The organism is Paenibacillus sp. FSL R5-0378 (assembly GCF_038009285.1).
GTDB lineage: Bacteria > Bacillota > Bacilli > Paenibacillales > Paenibacillaceae > Paenibacillus_AQ > Paenibacillus_AQ favisporus.
Genome location: NZ_JBBPAY010000001.1, coordinates 939,343 through 963,801, shown reverse-complemented (window position 1 = coordinate 963,801; position 24,459 = coordinate 939,343). Strand labels below are relative to the sequence as shown.

22 protein-coding genes are annotated in these 24,459 nt (G+C 49.4%); 3 read left to right on the top strand and 19 right to left on the bottom strand.

The features are described from left to right. Positions 1 to 44: 44 nt before the first annotated feature. On the bottom strand, positions 45 to 635 hold the full coding sequence (locus MKY74_RS04250) for an NAD(P)H oxidoreductase (RefSeq protein ID WP_076172398.1): 591 nt from the start codon (positions 633 to 635) through the stop codon (positions 45 to 47). A gap of 211 nt (positions 636 to 846) precedes the next feature. Between MKY74_RS04250 and MKY74_RS04245 the strand changes: the two genes are divergently transcribed. Continuing rightward, the gene (locus MKY74_RS04245; RefSeq protein WP_076172400.1) at positions 847 to 1,233 is read left to right on the top strand and encodes a winged helix-turn-helix transcriptional regulator; all 387 of its coding nucleotides are present in this window, start codon (positions 847 to 849) and stop codon (positions 1,231 to 1,233) included. A 197-nt stretch (positions 1,234 to 1,430) separates the two neighbouring features. On the opposite strand, the gene MKY74_RS04240 is transcribed toward MKY74_RS04245, so the two are convergent. The 7 genes from MKY74_RS04240 to MKY74_RS04210 all read right to left on the bottom strand — a co-directional run bounded on the left by MKY74_RS04240 (position 1,431) and on the right by MKY74_RS04210 (position 9,584). Continuing rightward, positions 1,431 to 3,554, bottom strand: coding sequence for a bifunctional metallophosphatase/5'-nucleotidase (locus MKY74_RS04240; protein WP_076172402.1), 2,124 nt, complete (start codon positions 3,552 to 3,554; stop codon positions 1,431 to 1,433). 261 nt (positions 3,555 to 3,815) lie between these two features. Then, the gene (locus MKY74_RS04235; protein ID WP_076172404.1) at positions 3,816 to 4,511 is read right to left on the bottom strand and encodes an ABC transporter ATP-binding protein; all 696 of its coding nucleotides are present in this window, start codon (positions 4,509 to 4,511) and stop codon (positions 3,816 to 3,818) included. Next, complete coding sequence (locus tag MKY74_RS04230; protein ID WP_076172406.1) at positions 4,511 to 5,632, bottom strand: ABC transporter permease; 1,122 nt, start codon at positions 5,630 to 5,632, stop codon at positions 4,511 to 4,513. The genes MKY74_RS04235 and MKY74_RS04230 overlap by 1 nt, the downstream gene beginning before the upstream one ends. Before the next feature lie 118 nt (positions 5,633 to 5,750). Beyond that, positions 5,751 to 6,320: a TetR/AcrR family transcriptional regulator gene (locus MKY74_RS04225; protein WP_076172408.1), complete on the bottom strand. Its 570-nt coding sequence runs from the start codon at positions 6,318 to 6,320 to the stop codon at positions 5,751 to 5,753. A 100-nt stretch (positions 6,321 to 6,420) separates the two neighbouring features. Continuing rightward, entirely contained in the window at positions 6,421 to 8,253 is a 1,833-nt protein-coding gene (locus MKY74_RS04220; RefSeq protein ID WP_076172411.1) for a hypothetical protein, read from the bottom strand. A gap of 168 nt (positions 8,254 to 8,421) precedes the next feature. Beyond that, complete coding sequence (locus MKY74_RS04215) at positions 8,422 to 9,063, bottom strand: hypothetical protein (protein ID WP_076172413.1); 642 nt, start codon at positions 9,061 to 9,063, stop codon at positions 8,422 to 8,424. A gap of 149 nt (positions 9,064 to 9,212) precedes the next feature. Beyond that, a complete protein-coding gene (locus MKY74_RS04210) occupies positions 9,213 to 9,584 on the bottom strand; it encodes a hypothetical protein (RefSeq protein ID WP_076172415.1) in 372 nt (123 codons plus the stop codon). Positions 9,585 to 9,994: 410 nt separating this feature from the next. On the opposite strand from MKY74_RS04210, the gene MKY74_RS04205 reads away from it, so the two are divergent. Continuing rightward, positions 9,995 to 10,669 (top strand): hypothetical protein, encoded by a 675-nt coding sequence (locus MKY74_RS04205; protein ID WP_208629330.1) that lies wholly within the window; start codon positions 9,995 to 9,997, stop codon positions 10,667 to 10,669. Positions 10,670 to 10,863: 194 nt separating this feature from the next. Here the strand turns inward: MKY74_RS04205 and rlmH are convergent, their stop codons facing one another. The 3 genes from rlmH to MKY74_RS04190 all read right to left on the bottom strand — a co-directional run bounded on the left by rlmH (position 10,864) and on the right by MKY74_RS04190 (position 13,008). Further along, positions 10,864 to 11,343 carry a 23S rRNA (pseudouridine(1915)-N(3))-methyltransferase RlmH gene (rlmH, locus tag MKY74_RS04200; RefSeq protein ID WP_076172417.1) on the bottom strand — a complete coding sequence of 160 codons (480 nt, stop codon included), beginning with the start codon at positions 11,341 to 11,343 and terminating at the stop codon, positions 10,864 to 10,866. A gap of 131 nt (positions 11,344 to 11,474) precedes the next feature. Continuing rightward, the gene (locus MKY74_RS04195; RefSeq protein ID WP_076172419.1) at positions 11,475 to 11,642 is read right to left on the bottom strand and encodes a CxxH/CxxC protein; all 168 of its coding nucleotides are present in this window, start codon (positions 11,640 to 11,642) and stop codon (positions 11,475 to 11,477) included. A 112-nt stretch (positions 11,643 to 11,754) separates the two neighbouring features. Then, positions 11,755 to 13,008, bottom strand: coding sequence for a S1C family serine protease (locus tag MKY74_RS04190; RefSeq protein WP_076172421.1), 1,254 nt, complete (start codon positions 13,006 to 13,008; stop codon positions 11,755 to 11,757). Between the two features lie 703 nt (positions 13,009 to 13,711). On the opposite strand from MKY74_RS04190, the gene MKY74_RS04185 reads away from it, so the two are divergent. Continuing rightward, positions 13,712 to 13,918: a hypothetical protein gene (locus MKY74_RS04185; protein ID WP_076172423.1), complete on the top strand. Its 207-nt coding sequence runs from the start codon at positions 13,712 to 13,714 to the stop codon at positions 13,916 to 13,918. Here the strand turns inward: MKY74_RS04185 and MKY74_RS04180 are convergent. The 8 genes from MKY74_RS04180 to MKY74_RS04145 form a co-directional block, all read right to left on the bottom strand. Further along, a complete protein-coding gene (locus tag MKY74_RS04180; RefSeq protein ID WP_076172425.1) occupies positions 13,887 to 14,693 on the bottom strand; it encodes an MBL fold metallo-hydrolase in 807 nt (268 codons plus the stop codon). The two genes, MKY74_RS04185 and MKY74_RS04180, sit on opposite strands and share 32 nt — an antisense overlap. Beyond that, positions 14,693 to 15,496, bottom strand: coding sequence for a two-component system regulatory protein YycI (gene yycI / locus MKY74_RS04175; protein WP_076172427.1), 804 nt, complete (start codon positions 15,494 to 15,496; stop codon positions 14,693 to 14,695). Before yycI ends, MKY74_RS04180 begins: the two co-directional genes overlap by 1 nt. Before the next feature lie 274 nt (positions 15,497 to 15,770). Beyond that, positions 15,771 to 17,057 (bottom strand): YycH family regulatory protein, encoded by a 1,287-nt coding sequence (locus MKY74_RS04170; RefSeq protein WP_076172429.1) that lies wholly within the window; start codon positions 17,055 to 17,057, stop codon positions 15,771 to 15,773. Next, entirely contained in the window at positions 17,054 to 18,817 is a 1,764-nt protein-coding gene (walK, locus tag MKY74_RS04165; protein WP_411829693.1) for a cell wall metabolism sensor histidine kinase WalK, read from the bottom strand. Before walK ends, MKY74_RS04170 begins: the two co-directional genes overlap by 4 nt. Before the next feature lie 75 nt (positions 18,818 to 18,892). Continuing rightward, complete coding sequence (yycF, locus tag MKY74_RS04160; protein WP_076172433.1) at positions 18,893 to 19,627, bottom strand: response regulator YycF; 735 nt, start codon at positions 19,625 to 19,627, stop codon at positions 18,893 to 18,895. 254 nt (positions 19,628 to 19,881) lie between these two features. Then, complete coding sequence (locus tag MKY74_RS04155; protein ID WP_076172435.1) at positions 19,882 to 21,453, bottom strand: peptidoglycan DD-metalloendopeptidase family protein; 1,572 nt, start codon at positions 21,451 to 21,453, stop codon at positions 19,882 to 19,884. Between the two features lie 246 nt (positions 21,454 to 21,699). After that, positions 21,700 to 22,437 (bottom strand): hypothetical protein, encoded by a 738-nt coding sequence (locus MKY74_RS04150; RefSeq protein ID WP_076172437.1) that lies wholly within the window; start codon positions 22,435 to 22,437, stop codon positions 21,700 to 21,702. A 515-nt stretch (positions 22,438 to 22,952) separates the two neighbouring features. Beyond that, positions 22,953 to 24,233, bottom strand: coding sequence for an adenylosuccinate synthase (locus MKY74_RS04145; RefSeq protein ID WP_076172439.1), 1,281 nt, complete (start codon positions 24,231 to 24,233; stop codon positions 22,953 to 22,955). Between the last annotated feature and the right edge of the window lie 226 nt (positions 24,234 to 24,459).

Below are 24,459 nucleotides of genomic sequence, written 5' to 3'. Positions count from 1 at the left end.
TCTGACTAGCGATCCACTACGGGCCCGGGCCTGAATGCCAACCTCTATACTGCGGCTCCTCGTTCCTTGTCATAATTCAATCCTAAGTGATAAGCTTGATTGAGCAGCATCTCATAATGCTTGGAATCGGAGTCCAAGGTCTCGTATAAAAATTCAACTTTGGAACTGGTTACACCGCAATAATCTGCAATTCCCACATTGAGGTGATGGGTAATCATTTCATCGTAGTTTCGCTTTCTCATCTGTTCTTTGGAAACGCCCGCCAGGCCAATCCACAAGACATGCTGATGATGAAGATGGTTCGAACCGTACGCAAACCCATTGTTCCATACACGGTCAATATAACCTTTCAGCATGGCTGGCAAATGCCACCACCAAACTGGAAAAATAAACGCCAGAGCGTCGTGCTCCTTCATTCGCCTTATTTCCCTTTCCACCTCAGGAGAAAAGGACTGTTCGGCAACAGACCAATCCGGTTCGTCTGCTTCTTGTAAAACCGGGTCAAAGCCAATCCCATGTAAATCCAATATCTCATAGTCGTGGCCGGCCTCGGCAAGACCTTGTACGAAACGATCGGCGACCTGAAAGGTCAGGGAATCTTTTCGCGGGTGCGAAACAACACATAATACATTCATGCTTGTATCCTCATTCCTTTCTCAACAGCTAACTTGTAGCCATGATCAACGGCTGATGCTATTATAAACAGTGCCAAAATAACCTGGAAGTACGCACTTTCACGTTCTATAGGATCATACGGGTACCCTAGGAACATGGAAGTGCCCTGGATAGATGCCCTAGAAGTTATGTTCTTAGCGAAAACACATCCTTTTTGCGGAGGAATCCAAGATGACTGAACAAAAGGAAAATCGCATTCGAGAGAAGTATAAAGTTGGGGTGGAGGCTGCATTAGAAGTAATGGGAGGGAAATGGAAGCCTTTAATCATCTATCATTTGATGACAGGACCGAAACGGACCTCGGAACTTCGCCGGCTAATCCCCGGCATTACGCAGAAGATGCTGACCACTCAACTAAGAGGCCTGGAAAAGGATGAGATCGTCGCACGCAAGATTTATCAAGAAATCCCACCTAAAGTGGAGTATACGTTAACTCCCTACGGCTGGGGATTAAAGCCTGCGCTTGACCTTTTATGCTATTGGGGAGAGGATCACCTGGAAAAGGTTTATGGCGACAAATCCAAGGTCTTGGAAGAGTTTGAAAGCTGTTCAAAGTAAATTTCCACACTTAAAAGAACGGGTATTCGGGATTACCGATGGAAAAAAACACATCCTCAATTGGGATATAGCATTCTTCTAAATAAACCTACCTCTCCATGAAATGAGAGACTAATTGAGGTTTATCAATAGAAGAAGACTTTTCACCAAAGGGATGTGTTTTTCTGTCTTAATATAAGCTATGAATCACTTCTACATTATGAAGCCTTTGCCGCGACAGCCTTTTGAATTAACGCTTTTGCATCGCTATTGGAAAGACCTTGCTTAGGTTGAAGCCATTTTTTATCCGCTGCATTTAGAATACCTTTATCAATCAGAGTGGCCATAGATTTAACCGCGTAGGCAGAAACGGTTTTGCCATCTTCAAAACCTGCAAGGATCGCAGCAGCGTTTTTATCAGAAACTGGGTTGTTCAACAATTTAGCAAGAATGGTAGCCGCTTCTTCACGAGTGATATCACGATCCGGATTGAAGTTACCACCGTAGCCTTGAATGAATCCGGCATGAGCAGCTTCAGCGATGGCATCTGCATAGGCAGCGTCAGCAGCAACATCCTTGAATGCAGGTGCTGCAGCTACTTGGTTTAGTTTCAACATATCTACTAGAGCACTGACAAACTCAGCACGAGAAATAACTTCTGTGGTTACAGGCATTTCCGGTTGTTCTGTAGATGCACCTAAGTTGGTAATGCGTCCTTCTGTTTTAGCTTGAATAGCGCCACCTTTAAATTTATCTACAATGTACTGATAGAATACATCCAGATCGATCGGACCGGCTAAGGATGATTTAGCATCCACCAGCACTTTATAGTTATCTCCGCCTGCTGCCATAAAGTTGTTGACTACAGCCGTATATGTTTTTCCAGGATCAATCGGTGTACCGTCTTCAAGAGTGAGACTAGTCACACGTTCTGCAACGGGCTTATTGAGATCTGCCGTATACTTCAAGCCAGAGATTTGTAGTGTTTTGGTGTTTGGTGTACCGTCCGCATTTGTACCCCATTGCTGCTGCAGCAAGGTTTGAATTTGTGCACCCGTCAGCTCCAGTTTCACCAAAGTATTGCCAAAAGGTTGGATTTTAGCAAGATCAGCAAAGGTCACATCGCCTTGCGGCAGATCCGCACGAATCCCACCTGGATTCATAAATGCAAAGTCAGCAGCGCCTGCTTTATCACCAAAGTCTGCTTGACGCATTGCATCTGCAATGAGGTTTCCAAGAGGCGCTTCGTTATTATAAGCATCTGTACGAGTGACAGAACCATCTGTCGTACCTACTGGGTTCGTTAGCTCAGGATGCTTGTCTAATGATTTTTTAATAATAGCTAAAGATTCAGGGTCTTCTTTGACACCGTCTTGAAAAGTTGTTGTAACTGCAGCTGACTTTTCGGTTACGTCCCCAGTCGTTGGGTCAATCATCAGCTTAATATCTTCAAATGCCGTACCATAAGAATAAGCCTGCACGATCAATTTTCCATTCACTTCACCGTTAGCTAAAGCATGATTGTCGCCTGCAACGATAACATCAACAGGGGAATCGGCAGGCAAAGCTTTGGCCAAATCAGCCGCTTCTCCAGTGGTTACGCCTTCTTTGGTTGTTGCTGGATCATGTGCCAGGACGATGATCGTTTCTACCCCTTGATCCTGCAATTCTTTGGCATATTTATTAACGGCTGCAACTTCTTCCTCTGCGCTTAGGAAACGCACGCCTGCTGTACCCGCTGGGGATACTTTAGAAGGTGTCGCTTTCGTCACTAATCCGATAAATCCGATTTTAACTCCGCCCACTTCTTTAACCACATATGGCTTAATCAATGGTTTGCCAGTGGAAGCTTCAATGACGTTTGCATTTACATAATCAAATTTGGCACCCGCATGGGTTACCTTGCCTTCTTTTGGATCCAGACCACCAAAGATTTGCGCTTTTAATGCAGCGATACCTTGGTCGAATTCATGATTGCCCAAAGAACCTACATCAAAGCCCATCATATTCATCCATTCCATCGTAGGCTCATCACGATCCAGAGATGAGACGGGGGCGGATGCTCCAACAGAATCTCCATTATGGAAGAGCAGGGAGTTTTCATATTTGGCTTGAGCGTCTTTTAAATATGTTGCTAGAATTGGAGCTGTTCCGACCTTTTTGTCACTAACTATCGATGTGGTGTCCAACTGACCGTGTAGGTCATTGATTCCGATCAAGTGTACTTCGACATCGTTGCCTGCAGCAGAGACAGAACCTACTGCGCCAAACAGTTGGGATAGTAATAGAGCAGTCGTAGCTACACGAATGGTGCTTTTACCCAGAACTTTTTTCCATGACATGAGTTATAAAACCCCTCTCCAATTTCTGTTCCTGAAATATTTTAGCATAATTCAAATCATGGAAGTCGTAGAATATATCAAATCTACGTAAAAAAGTTGGGGGATTGGTAGAGATGGAACAAGATTATGGATTTATTATATACACCTGTCTGCCGTATGAGAGCCTATCGTTTTTTTACTGATGCCACTTCATAAGTTGTGATCTCGCTTCCGAGAATTGGAGATTCTTTATTTGCTGCCTCTGAATCTGGTTCTGGACGTTCAATGGATGGACTCCAGTTCCGCTAGAAATAATTTGCCATCTTCCATCCGGTATACCTTGTCGCAGTAGGTAAGCAGCCGCTCATCGTGTGTGACCATAATCGCCGCTTTATGGCGTGTTCTCACCTCATGGGCAATCAAGGAGACAACTTCATGGGCGCGCTTGGTATCCAGGCTTGCTGTAGGTTCATCCGCCAATATGATATTGGGATCGTTAATTAACGCGCGGGCAATGGCGGTACGCTGCTTCTCGCCCCCCGACAGCTCATTCGGGTAGCTCTTCAGCTTATTGCCTAGTCCGAGCTCTTCAAGTAACTTTATAGCCATCGCTTTGTCTGCTGCACGAATCTTTCCCGACATCCGCTTCACAATAAGCAACTGATCGAGGACGCTCAGATATGGAACTAAATTCGAGGCCTGCATGATGAAACCAATCTCATGCAAGCGGATATCGGATAGTTGTTTGCCTGATAGCTTTGAGATGTCCTTCCCATTTAGTATGACCTCTCCATCGGAAGCTTTTAGCAGTGCACCCGCGATGGATAGGAAGGTGCTTTTTCCAGAACCGGACGGACCTACCACTGCGACGAACTCACCTGGCTCCACTTTTATGGACACTCGGTCTAATGCCGCAATACGATTCAATCCCTCGTTATAATATTTGGAAGCTGTTGTTATTTGCAAGCCTTCAGTCATTACTCAACCCTCCCAAGTGCCTTAAGCGGATCAATTTTCGAAATCGTGCGAACGGATACCAACGAACTAAGCAATGAGATCACCAACAATACAATGGAATACGTGAGCACCAGCTTCGTATCCAGCATAAACGGCATGCTTTTGGGCATGATTGCCGCTGTACCATAAGTCAATAAAATGCCAACGATAATGCTTGAGAGCGACAAGACGAACACCTGTGAGACGACGGCTTTACCTAGGAATCCATTCTTGGCCCCGATCGCTTTCATAATCCCGAACTGGTTGGACTTCTGCATCGTGAATACATAGAAGAACACGCCAATGATGAATGCAGAGATCGCAAGCAGGAACGCAAGCATCATCATGATAGTGCCATTCTCTTCTTTGTATCCAGGCATTCCCTGTACCGCTGCCGCACGAGTAACCGTATCGGTACCCGAAAGCTGTTCATTGATAGTGTTCCGATCAATATCTTTACCTTGAAGCATCATCGCATTGACGGGGTCCTTAACTCCTTTGTCCGAGCCTGGTGCCGCAAACGCAAGCTTACGCCACTCTTCAATAGGTGTAAATACAGCTGCTACGTGGTTATAAGTCTGATCCTTGACGAAGCCGACAATCGTCAACGATTCCGTCGAACCATCTAATTGGAAGGTGTCCCCTAGCTTAAATCCTTCGTCTTTCATCGTCTCATTAACGATGACCTTCGTCATCTGATCGGATGCCAGCCCCGTTCCTTCAATAATCGCCGGCTCAAGAAAGCTCCCCGGGTTGATTCCAACAATCGCTATATCTACTTTATCCTCATTCAACTTGCTACTCCCTTTGATTGCCGATGCCATGATGGTTCCCATAGGTGAAACGGCACTTACATTCGGCATTTCTGCTAATTTAGCTGACAAATCATTAGACAATAAAGATTTACTCATTGAAGCCTTAGACCCTTGTTCAAAAACCACATAATCAGCCCTCATCGTCTTAAACGTCGAAGCCGCAAGCGTAGATAACCCATTCCCCAAACCTGACAATATAAATACCAGCCAAGAAATGAGCACAAAAATAATAGCGATCATCGAAAACCTTGTCTTGCTGTGTCTCAATTCCTTCAATGCCAAAAACATATGCTAATCCTCTCCTCAGCACAGATAAATGACACGCGTGTCAAATTAATCACATTTCGTCCGGTACGTATTTATTATAGGTTTTATATGACACGAGTGTCAAATATATTTGTGCTCCCTATCGTCTTCCTACCCCTCCGAGCCACATTTGGTACAACAGCTTACTCCACTGAGGTGTTGGAATATTCATCATATTGGGAGTTTCAATCAGGTTAAAAAATACACCTATAATCGCAGGAAGTGGGATACTTGTATTCAAGTGTCCCTCTTCCTGAGCACGAGCAAACAATCGCTCCAGTTGATTTTTTAAAGTCACATGCGCTTGCTCAACAAATTCAAGATCATTGGCTGCAGCCGCAGAATTGGCTTTATTTATTTTATGAGCATATCCAAGCAATTGATGGAAACTAGCTTCCTCCAGATATACATCTAGCAGCTGTTGAAGGGCATTCATGCAATCCGTTTCATCAATAGCCGACGCCTTCTGTAATACATTTTCCATTGATCGTTTCATACATGCAGCAACTATCTCTTCTTTGTTGGCATAATATTGGTAAATCGTGCTTCTTGCTCCAACCAGGCTCTTGGATAACAACTTAAGTTGAAATCCCTCATAACCGTATTCGAGAAGCACTCTCTTGGTTTGGTCAAGCAACTCTGATTTTGTAAAAGCCTGCTTTCTTCCCATGTTAATCACCGTCCCTGATTGCTAGCCGTAGTCTACATTGTAACAAAAATTTCGCCCTATTTGTCGTACGGTTCAGCTTAACACGTATAGTCGGCGAAAATTAGTCGAGGGATTTAGATAATAACTGATTTGCTAACTTGCGGTAAACCTTATCTTTTGTCGTAGTCGAGATGTTCTTAATAGCAGCAAGTATACTAGGCTGTTGCCATATCGAAGGAGTCCATTCTTCAAGCACACTTAGAGCCTGATATTGCATTAGCTCCGTATCCGATTCAAGAGCAGCTTGAACCAGTGGTAGCCCTACTCCTGCATGCTCATGTAAATCTTGAACAATATATCGCAGACAATGTTCTTCTTCTTTTGACGGGCTTGATAACGATAAATGATTTTCTGCGAATACGCAGAGGTCTATGATATGCTGGCGATGATTTGTATTCATAATAGAAAAGTATATTTCGCTATTTGTCGGATGTTTCTCTAGCATCTTAAACAAATTCGGAACGATGTCTAATTGGTAAAAATGGGCGACTTCAAGAGCCTTAACATCGATATCTTGTTGTAGTGTATCCATGGCAAGCTGTGACCACTTAGGATTATTTATAATTGGTTGAATCGCCTTCTGAATAGAATTGCGCTCCTGCTGCCTTCTGCAATCATTAGATCTTTCTCCCCAAATTTCATCAGCATTTATATATTTACATATTTTCATAAGGGGATAAAAATCTTCAAGGGTTTGGCAGTGGATACGAGCATGGTCTAAGAAGCGATAAAGAATCGCCTTTTCAAATATATAGTCTTCAATATCATGTTCCACATCTTCATGAAGTAAAGTTTGGATGATTAAACCTACTCCATCATACAGCTGTTTTGAGATCATCTCTGGATTTAGTGCTGCAGGAAGATCTCCTTTAATGGCACACATGTAGACAAAATATTCATTCTTAATGATATTTCCACAGCCCTTTGTCAGCAGCCATTGTTTTATTTCTGGCGTTGTTGCTTCTAATTTTTCAACTGCAGCAATTTTGCCCCAGCCATGGACAGACTGAGCGAGCCGCCAAATTTGGTCATTCGCTTCCCTTGTTCCATTTTTCAATGCAAATAAGACATATAAAGTGAATTCCTCATGCATGCCTAATGTGAATAACAGCTCTTTATACTTTTCACAATTCGTACACCCAAGTACTGTGATTGAGAATTTTACAACTTCTCTATGTGCTGCATGTTCTAGAAGCCATATTGCTTCTTGCTGTACGAGAGATTCATCCCACTCAGCTTGTTTAAAGCGCTCAATAAATTCCTCGCCGTAGCTAGCGATATTGTCAGAAATGATTTCTTCGTATGTTGCCTTTCGTGTTTTGTTCGTAGGATGATGGAGTTGTCTTTTAAAAAGCTTCAACAGCTTTTTCACAAAAAATGGAGTGGGGATGTCTTCTACGAAATGATCAGATGAACCTGCAGCCACTGGTGGATGATTTTCATCATATACATATTCGTCATCCGGTAAACCATCATCTACTATTTTGTTGTGTGTTTGAACTTGTCGCTCAATAAACGGAACGATCTTTTCCTTATGGTTCCACGGAAGAAAATCAAGCGCCAATGCATCATCCAAAACCGTAACATTGTCAATCGTGATAATACAGTTAAAGCTTATATAACCACCCAGTTTAACGGACACCGTATGTTTTACGCCATCTTCCAGATCAATCGTACCTGATAATTTGGAGTAGGGAATAATGTATGAAAATATCGATTTTCGTTTATTCGTATCCACCGTAGCCCCATCAATGATAAGACACTCTTTTTTTAGCTCATGTATAATTTCAACACTATGCCCTTTATAATCAATTCTCCACGTCTTTTGTACTTCTTTTTTTACATCTTTCATTGCGTTACGTATTTCACGTTTTAATTCATCTTTAAAACCCATAGTGTCCTACTCTCGATGTGTTAGTTTATTTTGTAAAAGCAGCGATTCCCATAAAATATGCATGACCGCATGACATAACGAATAGATAGGTTTTGAGAATACGAGGATTACCATTATTTTTCGCTGTTACTTATGATACGGTTCATCGTAGCATCTAAAAGAGCGAGATCAAGAGAATTGCCAAAAGCCTGCTACAGGGTGTTGGATCTCGGTCGCTCCTATTAAGGCGAAGATATAGAGTGATCCAAAACCAAAAGGGTAGTTGTAATCATGTTGAACCAACGTTTCGGGGTAACCATCTTCATCTACCTGAAATAAGAAGGAAAATGACTCCTCCCTAAGCTTCGTAAAATAATTGTCTTCATTTTGAATAAGTCTCGGGTTTCCACCTACTTTGATCAAAAAAGGCTGGTCTATCGATTTCTTGTCATTGCTTAGTGCACCTTCTGAAATGAAATGTTTTATAAGGCCTGGATTAGTAAACATCTCTTTGGCGCTTTCAGTTGAAATGGGATGCTCTATCACCTTAATCGAGCAATTAGGATACATATTGTTCTCCAAATACTCCTCATAGTCTTCAGGGATGAAGATCGAAATCATGCTCTCCGGTTTAAAGGGATGGACAAGGGTCAAGTAAAAAACATATTTCTGGTTACCTTCATGGATGAGGTCATCTTGATCATCAAAAAAGTCAGGTGCATTTCCGCCGATCCAGCCTGCCCCCTGATCTTTCGATAGGTCAGATTCGGCATAATAAAGTATACTGTCTGTCCGCTCAACTAAAACTTTTGTTTTATTGTCCAACGGCATTCAACTCTCCTCCAAGAAACTTAATGAGGTACCTTTCAGGCCGCGCAAGGAAATCTCCACGTTTCCACATCATATTTAAGCCACGATTATCCTAATTAAAAAAATCTATTGATTCATATTCCTCAGTAACTACCTCTGTAGATCCTACATTACTTATTCTCTTCTTCTTGTAAGATGGCTGCCCCGCCTATTAAACAGGAAATCTCAATATCATCAATGTCCACCATCTTATCTTTCTCTGCATCATAATACTCCCCAAATAAAAATAACGAATCACTTTTCCTATCCAATAAATAGGGGATAATTTTTTCGCAAAATTCTGTAACGCTTTTAAACATGCTCTCTGGTGTTATCCCCGATTCATCGATAACGAGCAATTCTTTGTGTTCATTACGAGCAGGGTTGCGATTTAAATGATACAGTTGAAAAGAGGTACCCTTGCGATACACTTTATAAATTGGAACTTCTAGGTTGTCGATGAAATCTCCATCCGTATAACTCAAGCTAAACTTTACGGTCATCTATATTCTCCTTTCAACATGAATGCTATGTTTAGATACAAATTTCTAAGTATTTATTATATTCCTTTTTGGGCACCCAGAGTCTGCGGCTTTTCAGACGTAGCGCCCATGAAGCGATGCCACGCGCAGCATTGACTAGCGGATGGATGATATGGAATCCGTAATCGCTGTTTCGCCTTACTTATGATACGGTTCTCCATAACATCTATAAGGCAAAGTCGAAAGGCACCCATCGGGTGCCCTCTACTTCTTACTATATCATAAAGAAAGGCTTCCGGCGTTTTTTGTTATACCAGTAAGATTATAAATAGGTTATATACGGGAAATAAGGGCTTGGAGACAAATGAATATTGCTGTGTAGTTATACCTTTTTAGATTAAACTAAATAAGAAATATGGAGATGAAGCGATATGACAGATTATCCAACTGGCAAGGATATTTTTCGGGAATGTTGTTCCAGGATTGCCGCGGCCTGCGCGCCATGCGGTTTCAAATACAATAAATCCAGAAGAAGTATGATCAAACCAATCGGTTCCTTTACAGCTGAGATACGTTTTTCAAGTCACTCTTCCAATATGGCCGGCAGTTATTTGGAGTTTAATACCAATTCCCGAATCTTAAATACGCACAGCGGAAAAGTATACTGGGAGATCAGCTTGAGCAACTTCCGGGACAAAGGCAAGGTATGGAATTTAGCCAAGGAAGCCACCCGAGAGCGGGAACTGGCAGAAATCATCACGTTGATTCAAAATAAGGTCGTTCCATTGATGGACAAGTATGAGACTAATCTTGACGAGATCCTTGAGGAGGTCATCCAGACTGGATGGTTTTTGCCGCAGGCGAATCCAAGGGAATTCTATATTCTTGACGTTCTAGACCTTGTGGTTGATTTCGGCTCACCTGAACAAATACGTGAATGCGCGCATCGATACATCCGCCACTTATCGGAGGAAATGCAGGAAACCTTCGAGAACGATTATAATGCATATCAACGGGATGGACAGGCTGCAAGCACAATAGCATTTCGTAAATTAATCCCTTTTATGATCGAGCGCAACATTTCACTACCACTATATACCGGCTAGCGCAATCCACGGCTCATACGGATCCTGAATGCAATCACTTCTCACTTGCTGAAGAATCTGAAGCGACTGGATCAGTCGCCAAATTCAGCAGGCTTTGAAACAATTGATTTTTTTGACAATAGTCATTCGTAACGCATAATGCCTCAAACAGACGTTTTTTAAAGATCTCCAGGCAGGAAACAGCAGTTTTCGCCCTACTTGTGATACGGTTCTCCGCGATTGATCTTCACCGCGCGATAAATCTGTTCCACCAGCACCAGCCGCATCAGCTGGTGCGGCAGGGTCATACGCCCGAAGCTCAAGCGCTGCTGAGCGCGGCGCAGCACCGGATCGGAGAGCCCGTGGCTCCCTCCGATCACGAACACGACATGGCTCGTCCCGTAGGTGCCGAGCCGGTCGATCTCAGCGGCCAGCTCCTCCGAGCTCCAGAGCTGGCCGCCAATGGCGAGCGCGATCACATGCGCGCTCTCTTTAATGTGCGCGAGGATGCGTTCGCCCTCGCGCTCCTTCACAATCGACACCTCGGCTTCGCTCAAGGTGTCGGGGGCCTTCTCGTCCGCGACCTCCACCATCTGAAATTTGATGTAAGGCGTCAGCCGCTTGGCGTATTCCTGGATGCCCTGCACCAGATACTTCTCCTTCAGCTTGCCGACGCCGATAATTTGAATCAGCATGAATACCCCTCCACCTATCTTTTTACCCTATCTTTTTACCCTATCTATTCCCTGAAAGTAAAAAAGAGCGTGTCTCCACGCTCTCCCCATCGCTATTCATCTCTTCATAGCATTTCCTGCTAACCCTGCGGCTACACAACCAGGAACTTGGCCGGCTGTTCGCAGTGCGCGCACTGTACAGGCGGGTCCCAGTCTGAGAACTCCGTCTCCTTCAGGTCCACGATATCCGGCGCGTCCTCGTACTCGTCGACGAACATATCGATCGCGAGCTCCACATGGTCTTTACAAACGACAAACATAAAATGGCATCCCCTTACAATTGCACACAATGTACGTTTTTCTGGCTGTTAATCATCCGAAAACCTATGACTCTCATTATATCCGGTTTTGGGCCGGATCACACGTCCTATTTTAGGAATCCGGCTTGTCGGCGAGCTTGACGTCCACGGTCTCCTGCTGGCCTGCACGGTAGAAGGTAACCTTGAGCATGTCGCCGATCTTCACTTTGTCATACAGGTACTTCTTCAGCTCCAGCGTAGTCTTGATCGGGTTCCCGTTGAACTCCGTAATGACGTCGTTTAGCTTGAGCCCCGCATCCTTGGCAGGTCCGATGGCATCCAACACGACCACGCCGTCTTTCACATCAGCCGGAAGCTTCAGCTCCTTGCGCTGGTCTTCATCCAGCGGGGCGTACGGATTGTTCAGGTCCACGGTGTACACGCCCAGGTAAGGACGTGAAATTTTGCCATATTTCATCAGCTCATCCACCGTTTTCATCACCTGATCGACCGGGATGGCAAAGCCCAGGCCTTCCACGCCGGCATCGGAAATCTTCATCGTGTTGATGCCGATCACTTTGCCGTTCAGGTCCACCAGCGCGCCGCCGCTGTTGCCTTCATTGATGGCCGCGTCGGTCTGGATCACTTCCTGCTCCCAGTCGTACACGCCATCCTGGTTCAGCGACACCGGCACGACCCGGTTGGTGTAGCTGATGATGCCGGACGTCAGCGTATCCCCGAGCCCGAGCGGATTGCCAATGGCGAACACGGTCTCCCCTAGGCGCAGCTTCGTAGAATCGCCCATTTCCGCCACATCAGCAATGTTCTTGTCGTCCACCGACAGGACGGCGATATCCGTCACTTTATCGGTACCGACGAGCGTTGCCTTTTTCATGTCCCCGCCGACCGTCATCACTTCCAGGTCCTGCGAACCTTCAATGACGTGGTTATTGGTGATGACATAAGCTTTGCCGTTCTCCTTCTTGAAAATGACCCCTGATCCGAGCGCCGAATCCTCCAGGTCGGCCGTTCCCTTGTCCGCGTCCTTCGCATCTTTATAGTTCACGATGCTGACGACGGTCGGGCGGACTTTGGCCGCTGCCTGAACGAGCCGGTCGAACGGATCTCCGCTGCCGTCCAGCGGGGTTGAAGTAACGGCACTGACCGCCGCCGTCTCCCTTGTATGGGAAGGAAGGCCGGTGATGAGGCTGAACAGGAGCACCGCCACCACTGCACTGATGACGGAACTGACCGTCGCCACGAACAGCGTGGACGTTCCCCGGCTGCGCCTGCTTCTGCCCCACACCCGCTGTGCGGGATATACTTTGCGAAGGCTTCGCCGTTTGGAAATTTTGGTCGAATAAAAATCGTCACGAAACAGCCCCATGTGATCCTCTCCCCTTTGTTGTAACGCATCCCGAAAATCTTGTGAGATTCATCCATACAGACGCCTATGACGAGAAATGAAAAATATCCGTCGCCAATGGCCGGTCTGTATAACTAATGACGTGGCGGCATGTTCTTATAAGCTTCTAATCGTTCAGGCTGCCTATACTATTAATAACTGCTTCCAGCTTACCAAGGTTGCACGAGGCAGAACCTTTATTTTTTACATCACCACATTGGGCTGAATCTAAGCAGCAAATTTGAAGCGTCGAAGTCTCAGTCACTCACATTTGTATGTATCGGATTTGCCCACGTTGACTTCGGATTCTCTTTCTATATAGCTTGAACTAAAGCTTTGCATTGAACTTCCTGCTATAACGGCCCGATAGTCGGCCTATAACATTCATTCTTTAGCCTATTCTATACAGCATATGAGATTTATTTTCATAGAAACAGGAATGTTTCCAGCATTAACAGACTAGAATAAAAGTAAAGCCTGATGAAACTATGAAAAAGGGCGAAGCACGACCTGCTATGCTGCAGGCTGGACACCAGTCAAACCCGCTGTATGCAAGCCCTCGCGGACATTCATGCGGTATAGTTATTGTAACATAAGTGGGGCGGTTGCCCTAATCTTTTATCGCTTGCGTCATTGGTGGGTTATGGAATTGAACCGATGTTGAAAAACAAGGAGGAACGGACTCATGGAACGATTTCCGTCTTCGATGGACTATGTGAATATGATGGCCAAGCTGGGGGATTTAAAGGACGAGCACTACCGCAATACCCTTGCCTTAAGCACGATCATTGAACTGCTCATTGACAAGGGCATTCTCACCCGTGATGAGGTAGAGAGAAAAGCGGCGGAGCTCGACGAGTTTATGGCTCACTCACCTTATCCCACGGTGTAGGCCGGTCGTAGTAAGTGTCGCACAGTTTAAATTCGCTGTCTTTATAAAAGCATCCCCGGTCTTCCATCCCGGCACGCACGGTCATTTTCGCCAAATCCATCTGATTATGGTCCCGGCTTAAATGCGCCAGATAGGTGCGCTTCAGGTCTCCGGTCAGCAGCTCGCTCATCGCCTCGCCTGCGGCATCGTTGGACAAGTGCCCGAGGTCGCCCAGAATGCGGCGCTTGGTGTTCCACGGATAACGGCCCATCCGCAGCATCTCAATATCGTGATTCGCCTCCAGCACGAGCACGTTCGAGCCGCTGATGGCCTGCTTCACCTTATCGCTCATATAGCCCAGGTCCGTGGCCACGCTCAGCTTCTCGTCCCCGTCGTAGAAGCAGTAGCCCACCGGCTCTGCCGCGTCATGTGAGATTTGAAAAGATTCCACCCGCAACGATCCGAAATCCCGCACTTCGCCGCTGTCCATCACGACACGGTTCTCCTCGGCGATTTTGCCGACGGACTTGTTGATCGCCTCCCATGTCTTCTCGTTGGCATAGATCGGCAGATCGTATTTGCGGGCCACGGCACCGAGCCCTTTAATATGGTCGGAATGCTCGTGGGTGACAAGAATCCCGTCAAGTTCCTCTCCCGACAGCTCCCGCTGCTCCATCAGCTCGTCGATCCGCTTGGCGCTCAGCCCGGCATCGATCATCAGCGTCGTGTCTTCATTTCTTACCACGGTTGCGTTCCCCGTCGATCCGCTCGACAGAACGGTAAAAGATATGCCCATCATCCCTGCTCCTTTCCCTCTTCATCCTTGGGGCTGTTCACGGTCACGTCACCGCTGATCCCCTGTACGTAATAAATTTCTCCGCTCTCCAGCGTGAACCGCCATGATGGCGCAGCCACCTGACTCTCCGAGTTAAATACCTGGCCGTAATAGCCCAGCTGAATATCCTTTATGGACGAACCTTCCGGGATAAAAGCGTCCACTAACCGTTTTAGGGCCCCGGATGCCGGCAAAATCTTCTGCTCCTGCTCGTCCTCCATCGGGGCGATTTCCACCAGCGACTGGCGGTAGGACACGATTTTCTGCTCGCTGTAGTACAGCTCGAGCTGATCGTTGAACAGCGGCCATTTCCCGTCCACCAGCGTATGCATGACGAATCGGCCGGCGGCGCCGGCAACTTTCACCCGTTCCAGCTCCGCTTCCGTCATCTCCTGACTCGCCTGAGGGTCATACCGGTAATTGCCGAACTCAGGAATCTGGTCGCCCAGGGCGTCCACAAGGTCGGTACCCATAAAGATCAGCTTGCTCTCGACCGGCTTCTTCAGCGTGACCGGCTTGCCGATGCTTTCCCCACTCACGTAGTGATACGAGATTTTGGGCAGCGCGGGCGTCATGCTCGGAATCGGGCACAGCAGCTGAATCGATTTTTCCTCCATCGCCTTCTGCGTGCTGTCCGCCAGGGAGGCAAAGTCCAGATTGGTGTCCGCCTGTTCGCGCACGTCGGCCCACAGCTGGTAGCCCAGCACCAGGTTCAGCAGCAAAAAAGCGTAGATCAGCACATTTTTGGCTCGTCCCCAATCCATCCCTTGCCCTCCTTTTACCCTAAATTTGATCCCGCATGGTTCCCCATAGCTTCGGCTAACCCATCATTCCCAAGCTTCGACACGCGATCCATCCCATCGTTATGAAAATGGAGCTTTGCTCCTTCTAATCAACCTTCATGCTAGATGCTGCATCCATTATTGCCCCTAAATACAGCAGCAAGATATAGATTGGGAGGCAGAATTCCCTGCTACTCCCACCTTACGCCACTCTTTTCCATCGGTCAACCCGCATCATGCCAAGCCTGGCGTCCCTTTAGCGGATCACCGTCACGGCGCCGCTCGCCTGCTTCACCGCCCAGACCGGTGTCAGTTTCAGCCCCGTCCCGGTCTTGGTCAGCTCCGGCAAATACGCCGGATATAGATCCTCGATCGCCGAGTCCTTGTTGATCCGGCTCAGCTTCTCCTTGAGCTCGGCACCGCCCGGCAGCTTCACCATCGTCTTATGCTGCTCCCCGGATTTCATATAGATCAGGGAGCGCTCATAGGCTGACACGGTGCCCTGCTGCAGGTTCAGCCGGATCGTGCCGTAATGGAAATTAAGCGTGTCCAGAATCGGATAGGCGCCGTAATACTGCTGGAACACGATTTGGCTGCGTTCCTCTCCTGTGCCCGACTGGCCGAGCCGGTAGGTTCCGTTCCAGCCGCCATGCTCGTTGACGAAGTCAACGGCAGCCAGCGCATCCTTCCCGTCGCTGCTCTCGCCCGCCGGCGGCGCGGCCGGATCGGTGTAGCTGATCCACTTCTGCTCCTGCCGCACCTGGAGGCTACGCTTGCTGTCCGTATAAATCTCCGATCCATCCTTTTCCTGGATGTAACGGGTTATTCCGGGGTCGAAGAAGAGGCTCTGCTGCATCTGTTCCACCGTATAGACGCCGATATTGACCTCAGCCTCCACCATCTGGATGGACGACTGCGGCACATAATACTTGCCGCCTGCCTCCGAAGAGTAAGCCGTCCATTCCTTGCCGAAATCGACATGCTGCTGCACGTCCTGCACCGTCAGGTCGACTTTGCCGGCTTCATAGACGACATCGCCTTCCGTACTGAAGAACATCGCGTGCGTCTTGGAATCGTTCGGCGACGTGTAAATCCAGATCCGGTCGATCCGCTCCGCTTCAAACAGCGAGTCAGGCGCGATCTGCATGACGCGCTGGAGCAGCGATACCGGGATTCCCGATCCGAAGGTCAGCTCGATCCCGGGATCCTCATTGCGGATCTTGCTCCAGTCCGTGTTCTCCACCGGACGGCGCTGGAAGCTCTCGAAGCTGCGTCCCTTCAGACGCGAGTAGATCAAGTTGTAGAACGTGGAGTTCGGGTAGAAGACGGTATGCTTGCCTTCCCCCATATGAATCTGCATTTTATCCGGATAAATCAGATTCTCGGCGCTCTCCTCCGGCCCCATGTTGTCCGTCTTGATATAATTGTTCTCCGTTTTGGCGATCGAATCCCCGCCCGGCAGCCGGTAAATCAGGTAATAGCTCTGCACCAGGCTGCCGGCAACGAGCAGCGCCAGCAGGATCGATTTCATCTTCTCCTTCATGAGGCGCTCCCCCCTTCGTCACCCAGAGGCAGCGTAAACGTCACCTTCGTGCCCTGCCCCAGCTCCGACTGAAGGGAGATGGTGCCGCCGTGGGCGAGCACGATCTCGCGGGCGATGGACAGTCCGAGTCCGGTGCCGCCCATGTTGCGGGAACGGGCCTTGTCCACCCGGTAGAAGCGCTCGAAGATCCGGTCCAGGTCCTTCTTCGGAATGCCGATGCCGGTATCCTGCACCGAAATGGCGAGCAGACGGCCTTCGGTCAGCGCTGCTTCCATCGTGATGCTGCCGCCGGAAGGCGTATATTTGAGCGCATTGGACACGAGGTTGTCCAGCACCTGATCGATCTGGTCCCGGTCGAACGGCGCCTTCTGAACCCCTTCCTCCACGCGGACTTCCGCCAGAATGCCCTTCTGCTGCATTTGAAAAGAAAAGCGGTCCGACACGTCCTCCAGCATTTCGAGCACATCGGTCGGCTGCTTGCGCAGCAGCGCCTCCTTGTTGTCCAGTCTGGACAGATGGAGCAGGTCCGTCACGAGCCGGATCATCCGCTCCGTTTCGTTCTGGATGACCCCGACAAACCGTGACGCCAGCGGCGGATCGTCCAGCGCCCCGTCATCCAGCGCTTCGGTGTAGCTCTTGATCGTCGTGAGCGGTGTGCGCAGCTCATGCGACACGTTCGCCACGAACTCACGGCGTGACGCCTCGAGCTTCTCCTGCTCCGTCACATCCTGCAGCACGGCAATCGTGCCCGTGATGCCGAATTCGCGGCGGTGAATCGGAGTAAAGGTCACGCGCACCATGTAATGGCGCGATTTCTCCTTCTCCTCTTCCGGGCTGATCTGCAGCAGCATCGTCACGTACGTTCCTTCCGTGAACGTGTCCGCCTGCTCCGGCGTCAGTCCCAGCACTTGCGCGATATCGCTTCCGGCCAGCTCATCTTCGTCCACGCCAAGGATCGCCCCGGCGCGGCGGTTCATCAGGATGACCTTGCCGGCCTCGTCCGTGGCGATCACGCCGTCGCTCATGTTCGTCAGGATCGAAGCGAGCTTCTCTTTCTCCTCTTCGTTCTGGATCAGCGCTTCGCGCAGCCGCGAAGTCATATAGTTGAACGCCTCGCTGAGCTGGCCGATTTCATCGTTGCCGAATACGGGCATTTTCTGGTCGAAGCTGCCCTCGGCCACAGCGGTGGCGTGGTTGGTCATTTCCTTGATCGGGTGAGTGATCGTATGAGCCAGAATGACACCGAGCACGCAGGTCATCCCCAGCGCCAGCAGGATGCCGGAAATAAAAATGTTGTTCACCCGGCCCATCGTATCGTACAGCTCCTTCATCGAAGCGACGATGTAGATAGCGCCGACGATTTTCCCATTGTTCATGACCGGCTTCGCCACGACCTTCTTGCGCACGTTGTCTTCATCGATGACGTATTCCTCGTTGTCCTTGATGCCCTGCAGCGCCCGGCTCACGACCGTCTGCGTGTTCTTCTTCCCGACATAGTCGGCATGCGAAGGGTAAGACGTGATCAGCACCTTGCCGCTGGCGTCAAGCACCTGGATTTCCGCCCCGTTCAGGTTGAACAGATTGTTGACGATCGCCCCCAGGCTCTCCACCGGATTATTCTCTCCCGTATCCCCGGTGCCGCCCAGCTTATCCGCTGCCAGCACCGACAGCAGCTCCGCCCGCTCCTGCAGGTCCTTCGTAAAGTTGCTGGTCAGGGAATTTTTCATCGCACTGACAAAATACACCCCGATCAGCTGCATCGCGATCAGGATAAGCAGCACATAGATGATGATCAGCTTCGCCTGGATCGTGCGGAAAAAGGAGGGCCATTTCATTTACAGGCCTCCGTTTTTGGGGCTCCGCATGACGTAGCCAAGCCCCCTCCGGGTAAGGATGTATTCCGGCTTGCTCGGATTCTCCTCGATTTTCTCGCGCAGACGCCGGATCGTCACATCGACGGTGCGGACATCGCCGAAGTATTCAAATCCCCATACCGCCTGCAGCAGATGCTCCCGCGTCATGACTTTGCCCGCATTTTTGGCCAAGTAATACAGCAGCTCGTACTCCCGGTGCGTCAGATCCAGCGCTTCGCCGTCCTTGTACACCAGATACATGTCCGTATCGATAAATAGGCCGAACAGCTGCACGCCCTGCTTCGGCGTCTCCGCGGCAGGCGCGGCGGCCGCCTCCGTACCGTTCGGTTTGTTCTGGCGCCGCATCTGCGCCTTGACCCGGGCCAGCAGCTCGCGTGTGCTGAACGGCTTGGTGACATAATCATCCGCCCCAAGCTCCAGCCCCAGCACTTTATCGATCTCCTCGTCCTTGGCCGTCAGCATAATAATCGGCAGCTCCATCCCGGCGGCGCGCACCTCGCGGCACACATCCATGCCGTCCTTGCCGGGCAGCATCAGATCCAGCAGCATCAGGTCCGGCTGCGCAGACAAGGCCATTTCCACGGCGCTCACGCCGTCAAAGGTACAGATGACCTCGTATCCCTCTTTTTCCAAATTAAATTTCAAAATATCGGCAATCGGCTGTTCATCATCCACGACCAAAATGGTTCCCTGCATCGGCTGACCCCACCTCTTTTTCTCTCCGTACTTGTTGACACTGTCCTTTTTATTTTACCATACCTGGAAGCCCGTCACATCCCGCAGAGCCGCAGTTTTGGCAGTAATCCTTTCCTTTTCATGAAAATTTCTTGCAAACCTCCGCCATCCCACTAAAAAAAGCACGGCCTCCCTCAGAAGACCATGCTTTGAATATAAATATATGATAGCTGTATCCGGTTATGATCTTATGCTAATCCTTACCGCAGCCCAACTCAGTTCAAATACTTCATCGGGTTCTGAATCGAACCGTTCTTGTGGATCTCAAAATGCAAGTGGGTGCCGGTCGAATGTCCGGTGCTGCCCATGATGCCGATTTTTTGGCCTTGGCTTACTTTTTGACCGCTGTGAACCGAGATGCTGTTCAAATGTCCGTACAGCGTTTCATAGCCGTTGCCGTGACTGATGATGATGGCGTTGCCGTAGCCGCTGATTTGGCCCGTAAAGGTTACCGTGCCGTCGTCAGCCGCCATGATCGTCCGGTTGCCGGATACCATGTCGATGCCCTTATGCATCTTGCCCCAGCGCGTGCCGTAGGAACTGGATATGACATGGCCGCTCACCGGCCAGGCGAACTGTCCGGAACCTCTGCCAGGAACTTTCGTTCCCTGCAGGACGACCTCTTTGAGCGAAGACTTCACGACCGTTTGTCCGAGCCACTGCTCACTGACGACCTTTCCATTCTCCTTCGTCACCTGATAGGTCATTACCTTCAGGCCTTCCTGTCCGGGCCGAACGACCTTGGTCTTGCCGGCCGGCAGTTCCTTGCTCTTGCGGATTTCGATTTCCGGCGCAGTCGATACCTGTTCGGTCACCTTCTCCACCGTCTTCACCGTAATTGGCGGCTTCGGTACGGTCAGCTTCAGCTGATCGCCGATCTGCAGGTACTTTTCCTTCACACCCGGATTGTTGCTGTAAATCTCCTTCTGGCTGATCTTGAACTGGCTCGCGATCGTGCTGATCGTATCGCCTTCCTCCACCGTGTACACCAGCGGCGCTTCCTGCCCGGTCGTCAGCAGCTTGGCTGCCTCCGCAGCGGTCAGCACTTTGTTCGGGTCGGCTTTGACCGGCGCTACCGTCACCTTCTCCTCAATAGACACCTTTTGGACCGAAGTTCCCGGAGTCGACGCGGTTTTCGCAGAGGAGGTTGTAGCCGCCATCTTCTTCAGCTTGGTTTCCGCTTTGTCCTTCCCGCTGGCCGCAGTAACTGCAGCCTTCGGCGCGAACTTCATCTGCGCCTGTTCCAGCGCGGCATCCACCGTGGCCTGGTCCTTCACGATCCCGACGACCTTGCCGTTTACTTTCAGTTCCACTCCTTCGGCATATGCCTTAAGCATACCGTCCAGCTTCTTGAGCGTGTTATCCGTATCGGGCTTGGCCTGAAACGCCTTCTCGACCTTCGTCGTGATGCCGTCCGTCTGAAGCACCATCTCCACACCTGGATATTTATCTTGATATTCCTGCTGTTTCTGGCTGAACAGCTTATCGATTTGAGAGGGATCCTTGACCGTCCCGATTTCCTGATTATGTACAAGGACATGATAATACGGGACCATATTGGCATTGACGTACTGATTGCCTGCATACACAAGTCCAGCGATCACGATGACCGCACCGGCCGTACCCGCGATCCATTTCCGTGGAGCGCTCCATTTCCGCCCTTGAGGTTCAGTTCCAGGCGTCGCAGCGCCCATATGCTGATGTTCATCCTGCTTTCCGGAGAGTTGCGCGGAATTTGTCGAAGCTTGATTATTCTCCTTCCAGCGGTTACCCTTAAAACCCTTCATAACTCTCTCCTTGTTTGCTTTGTATGCTTTTTCAAAAATGACGAAAAAGTTAAAATTTTGATACCTTTTTACACAATCTATACTTTAACACAACGTTTACAAACAATTCAACTCTCGGCGTAAAGCAAAAAACCCGCGTCCAGCGCGGGTTTATGTTATTTACCTATAAGTGGATTGCGTTGCTTTAATTCATTAAAAGGTTACAACTTCCTCCGTTGGGTTTGATCGCCCAGTGTTTCCAGCTGCCTATTGCTCCAGCAGTTTACTAAGCGCGGCATATTCTTCCTTCGTCAAATACTTGGAGATCGTGTCTTCTATTGTCGATAATTCTTGCTCGGTCAGGCCGTCCTCCATGGCGGCCGAAATTTTTTGCATTTCCGATTGCGGCAGCTTTTTCATCAAAATATTAAAAATCTGCTCCTTCTCCGTCGCGGTCAGCTCATCTTTCTTCTGGATCATTTCGTCCGGGCTGATGACAACCTGCTGATCGGCTGCGGACTGGCCGCCCATGGCCGATTCGCTCAGGCCCTGCCCCATAACGGGCAGCGCGTCGTCCGGCGCATCCGTGCCCTCGCCGTCTGCGTTTCCCCCCGTCTCCATACCGGCCGTACTGCCCCCCGATCCCGCATCACCAGCGTTGGTTCCGGTCTGGGACCCGGTCCCGGCAGTTTCTCCCGCTCCGTCCGTGCTGCCTGTTCCGGTTTCTGCCGTATTCGTGCTTCCAACCGTTGACTTGCTGTCGTCCGCCGCATGAGCCGTGCTGGCCGCCTCTTTATCGGGCTCTTTTTCCTTGGTGGTGTTCAATCCCAGCATTCCCTTCATCATGCCACCAATGCCCGTCGGCTGGCCCTCCAGCTGAATGTTAAAGCTGGCCAGCAGCGATTGGACATACATATTCACGACAGCTCCTGTCGTAAGTACCGTCAGGCCGCTGATCAGCACCACGGTTAGCACCGTTTTGAGCAGCCATTGCGCAATCTTCATGGCGCACCTCCTCCTTTGCCCTTCCCGTCATATCCGGGCTGTTTTCCGGCATTCCAGCCGTTATTCTTTGTGACGACCTATCCATGCCAACACGTATGATTGACTGTTATTAGAGCATAATCGCTACAGGCCAGGCCGCCCCCATTCTGCACCGCCCCGACTCTATCAGAGTCACGGCGGCCGAACTCTATGAAACGGCGCTGTTCAATAGAATGAACTGAAACTTCCTGTAAATTTTCAAATTCAATCTATATATCTAGCAGTATTGACGGGAAGCGGAGGATTCAATCCTGCGGTACGCAAAATAGCCCCAACAAAGTGGAGCTTACGCTTCGATGCTTATTCCAGATACTTTTAGGCAGACTTCACAACAAGGAAGCTGACTCCGCGTGGTTTATACTTTTATTACATCATCAAAAAAGGCCACCTTAACGCACTTGGCGTTAAGGTGACCTCTTCGATCAAAACGGTATCGATTCGCCTGTTTCCCAGGCTATTGTACAACTGATTACTTATTAATAGATCGGCAGCACCTGATTGGTCTGATTGCGGTTGCGTCCTACCGAGAAAATAGCAATCGGAATGCCTGTAAGCTCGGATACGCGGTTAACGTAGTTGCGTGTCGTTTCCGGCAGATCGTCCAGCGTCTTCGCGCCGGAAATATCTTCGTGCCAGCCCGGCATTTCTTCGTACACCGCTTCACATTCGCCCAGCATTTTCAGGCTCGACGGGTAGTGGGTGATAATTTCCCCGCGGTATTTGTATCCGGTGCAGATTTTAACCGTATCGAGACCTGTAAGAACGTCCAGGGAGTTCAGCGACAGTCCTGTCAGGCCGCTGACACGGCGCGCATGGCGGACCACGACGCTGTCAAACCAGCCGACGCGGCGTGCACGTCCCGTTACGGTGCCGTACTCATGGCCCTTCTCCCGGATATAATCGCCGATCTCGTTGTTCAGCTCGGTCGGGAACGGTCCGTCGCCTACACGGGTCGTGTAGGATTTGGCCACGCCAATAACCTGCTGGATTTTGGACGGCCCTACGCCCGATCCGATACATACGCCGCCCGCGGACGGGTTGGACGAAGTTACATATGGGTACGTGCCTTGGTCGATATCCAGCATGACCCCTTGCGCACCCTCAAACAGCACCTTGCGGTCTTCGTCGATCGCGTCGTTCAGGACGACTGAGGTATCGGTAACGTACTTCCGGATTTGCTCCGCATAGTCCAGGTACTGCTTCAGCACTTCCTCGACGTCCAGCGGCTCCCCGCCGTACATTTCGATGACCTGGTTCTTCTCTTTCATCAAATGGCGGAGCTTGAGTTCAAACTCCTCGGGATCCATCAGATCGGAGATCCGGATACCGTTGCGTGCCGCCTTGTCCATGTAGCATGGGCCGATCCCTTTCCGGGTCGTGCCGATCTTGTTCGGGCCTTTACGGTCTTCTTCCAGACCGTCCAGCACCATGTGATACGGCATAATGACATGCGCGCGATCGCTGATTCTCAGGTTGTCCGTCGTAAATCCGTTGTCGTGAATGTATTGGATCTCTTCGAGCAGTGCCGCCGGGTTGATGACCATCCCGTTGCCGATGACGCAAATTTTATCGGAATAAAATACGCCGGATGGAATCAGGCTGAGCTTATATTTTTTACCGTCAATCAGAATGGTATGACCGGCATTGTTGCCGCCTTGATACCGGGCCACCACATCGGCGCTTTCTGCAAGATAATCCGTAATCTTGCCTTTGCCCTCGTCTCCCCATTGTGTTCCCACAACGACTACTGTTGACATGTTCATTCCCCCGCTTGGTGTGTACCACCGCATTTTAATTACAAGCTTATTTCATTATGTTTACCTGCAAGTATGATTATGCACCATTTCAAAGCTGCCATCGTCAAAGGGCATGTAAAACCCTCACACGTTCCAGTGTCCCCTACCATGAGACGAGCGCTGGACTGTGCTAAAGCAGCATTACCAGTGTAACAGTCCCCATTTTTAAAGTCAAATAAAAAACGAA

Bases quoted from the DNA above. Each gene is read 5' to 3' on its own strand.
- MKY74_RS04250 (WP_076172398.1), bottom strand. From the start codon at position 635: ATGAATGTATTATGTGTTGTTTCGCACCCGCGAAAAGATTCCCTGACC.
- MKY74_RS04245 (WP_076172400.1), top strand. From the start codon at position 847: ATGACTGAACAAAAGGAAAATCGCATTCGAGAGAAGTATAAAGTTGGG.
- MKY74_RS04240 (WP_076172402.1), bottom strand. From the start codon at position 3,554: ATGTCATGGAAAAAAGTTCTGGGTAAAAGCACCATTCGTGTAGCTACG.
- MKY74_RS04235 (WP_076172404.1), bottom strand. From the start codon at position 4,511: ATGACTGAAGGCTTGCAAATAACAACAGCTTCCAAATATTATAACGAG.
- MKY74_RS04230 (WP_076172406.1), bottom strand. From the start codon at position 5,632: ATGTTTTTGGCATTGAAGGAATTGAGACACAGCAAGACAAGGTTTTCG.
- MKY74_RS04225 (WP_076172408.1), bottom strand. From the start codon at position 6,320: ATGGGAAGAAAGCAGGCTTTTACAAAATCAGAGTTGCTTGACCAAACC.
- MKY74_RS04220 (WP_076172411.1), bottom strand. From the start codon at position 8,253: ATGGGTTTTAAAGATGAATTAAAACGTGAAATACGTAACGCAATGAAA.
- MKY74_RS04215 (WP_076172413.1), bottom strand. From the start codon at position 9,063: ATGCCGTTGGACAATAAAACAAAAGTTTTAGTTGAGCGGACAGACAGT.
- MKY74_RS04210 (WP_076172415.1), bottom strand. From the start codon at position 9,584: ATGACCGTAAAGTTTAGCTTGAGTTATACGGATGGAGATTTCATCGAC.
- MKY74_RS04205 (WP_208629330.1), top strand. From the start codon at position 9,995: ATGACAGATTATCCAACTGGCAAGGATATTTTTCGGGAATGTTGTTCC.
- rlmH (WP_076172417.1), bottom strand. From the start codon at position 11,343: ATGCTGATTCAAATTATCGGCGTCGGCAAGCTGAAGGAGAAGTATCTG.
- MKY74_RS04195 (WP_076172419.1), bottom strand. From the start codon at position 11,642: ATGTTTGTCGTTTGTAAAGACCATGTGGAGCTCGCGATCGATATGTTC.
- MKY74_RS04190 (WP_076172421.1), bottom strand. From the start codon at position 13,008: ATGGGGCTGTTTCGTGACGATTTTTATTCGACCAAAATTTCCAAACGG.
- MKY74_RS04185 (WP_076172423.1), top strand. From the start codon at position 13,712: ATGGAACGATTTCCGTCTTCGATGGACTATGTGAATATGATGGCCAAG.
- MKY74_RS04180 (WP_076172425.1), bottom strand. From the start codon at position 14,693: ATGGGCATATCTTTTACCGTTCTGTCGAGCGGATCGACGGGGAACGCA.
- yycI (WP_076172427.1), bottom strand. From the start codon at position 15,496: ATGGATTGGGGACGAGCCAAAAATGTGCTGATCTACGCTTTTTTGCTG.
- MKY74_RS04170 (WP_076172429.1), bottom strand. From the start codon at position 17,057: ATGAAGGAGAAGATGAAATCGATCCTGCTGGCGCTGCTCGTTGCCGGC.
- walK (WP_411829693.1), bottom strand. From the start codon at position 18,817: ATGCAGCTGATCGGGGTGTATTTTGTCAGTGCGATGAAAAATTCCCTG.
- yycF (WP_076172433.1), bottom strand. From the start codon at position 19,627: ATGCAGGGAACCATTTTGGTCGTGGATGATGAACAGCCGATTGCCGAT.
- MKY74_RS04155 (WP_076172435.1), bottom strand. From the start codon at position 21,453: ATGAAGGGTTTTAAGGGTAACCGCTGGAAGGAGAATAATCAAGCTTCG.
- MKY74_RS04150 (WP_076172437.1), bottom strand. From the start codon at position 22,437: ATGAAGATTGCGCAATGGCTGCTCAAAACGGTGCTAACCGTGGTGCTG.
- MKY74_RS04145 (WP_076172439.1), bottom strand. From the start codon at position 24,233: ATGTCAACAGTAGTCGTTGTGGGAACACAATGGGGAGACGAGGGCAAA.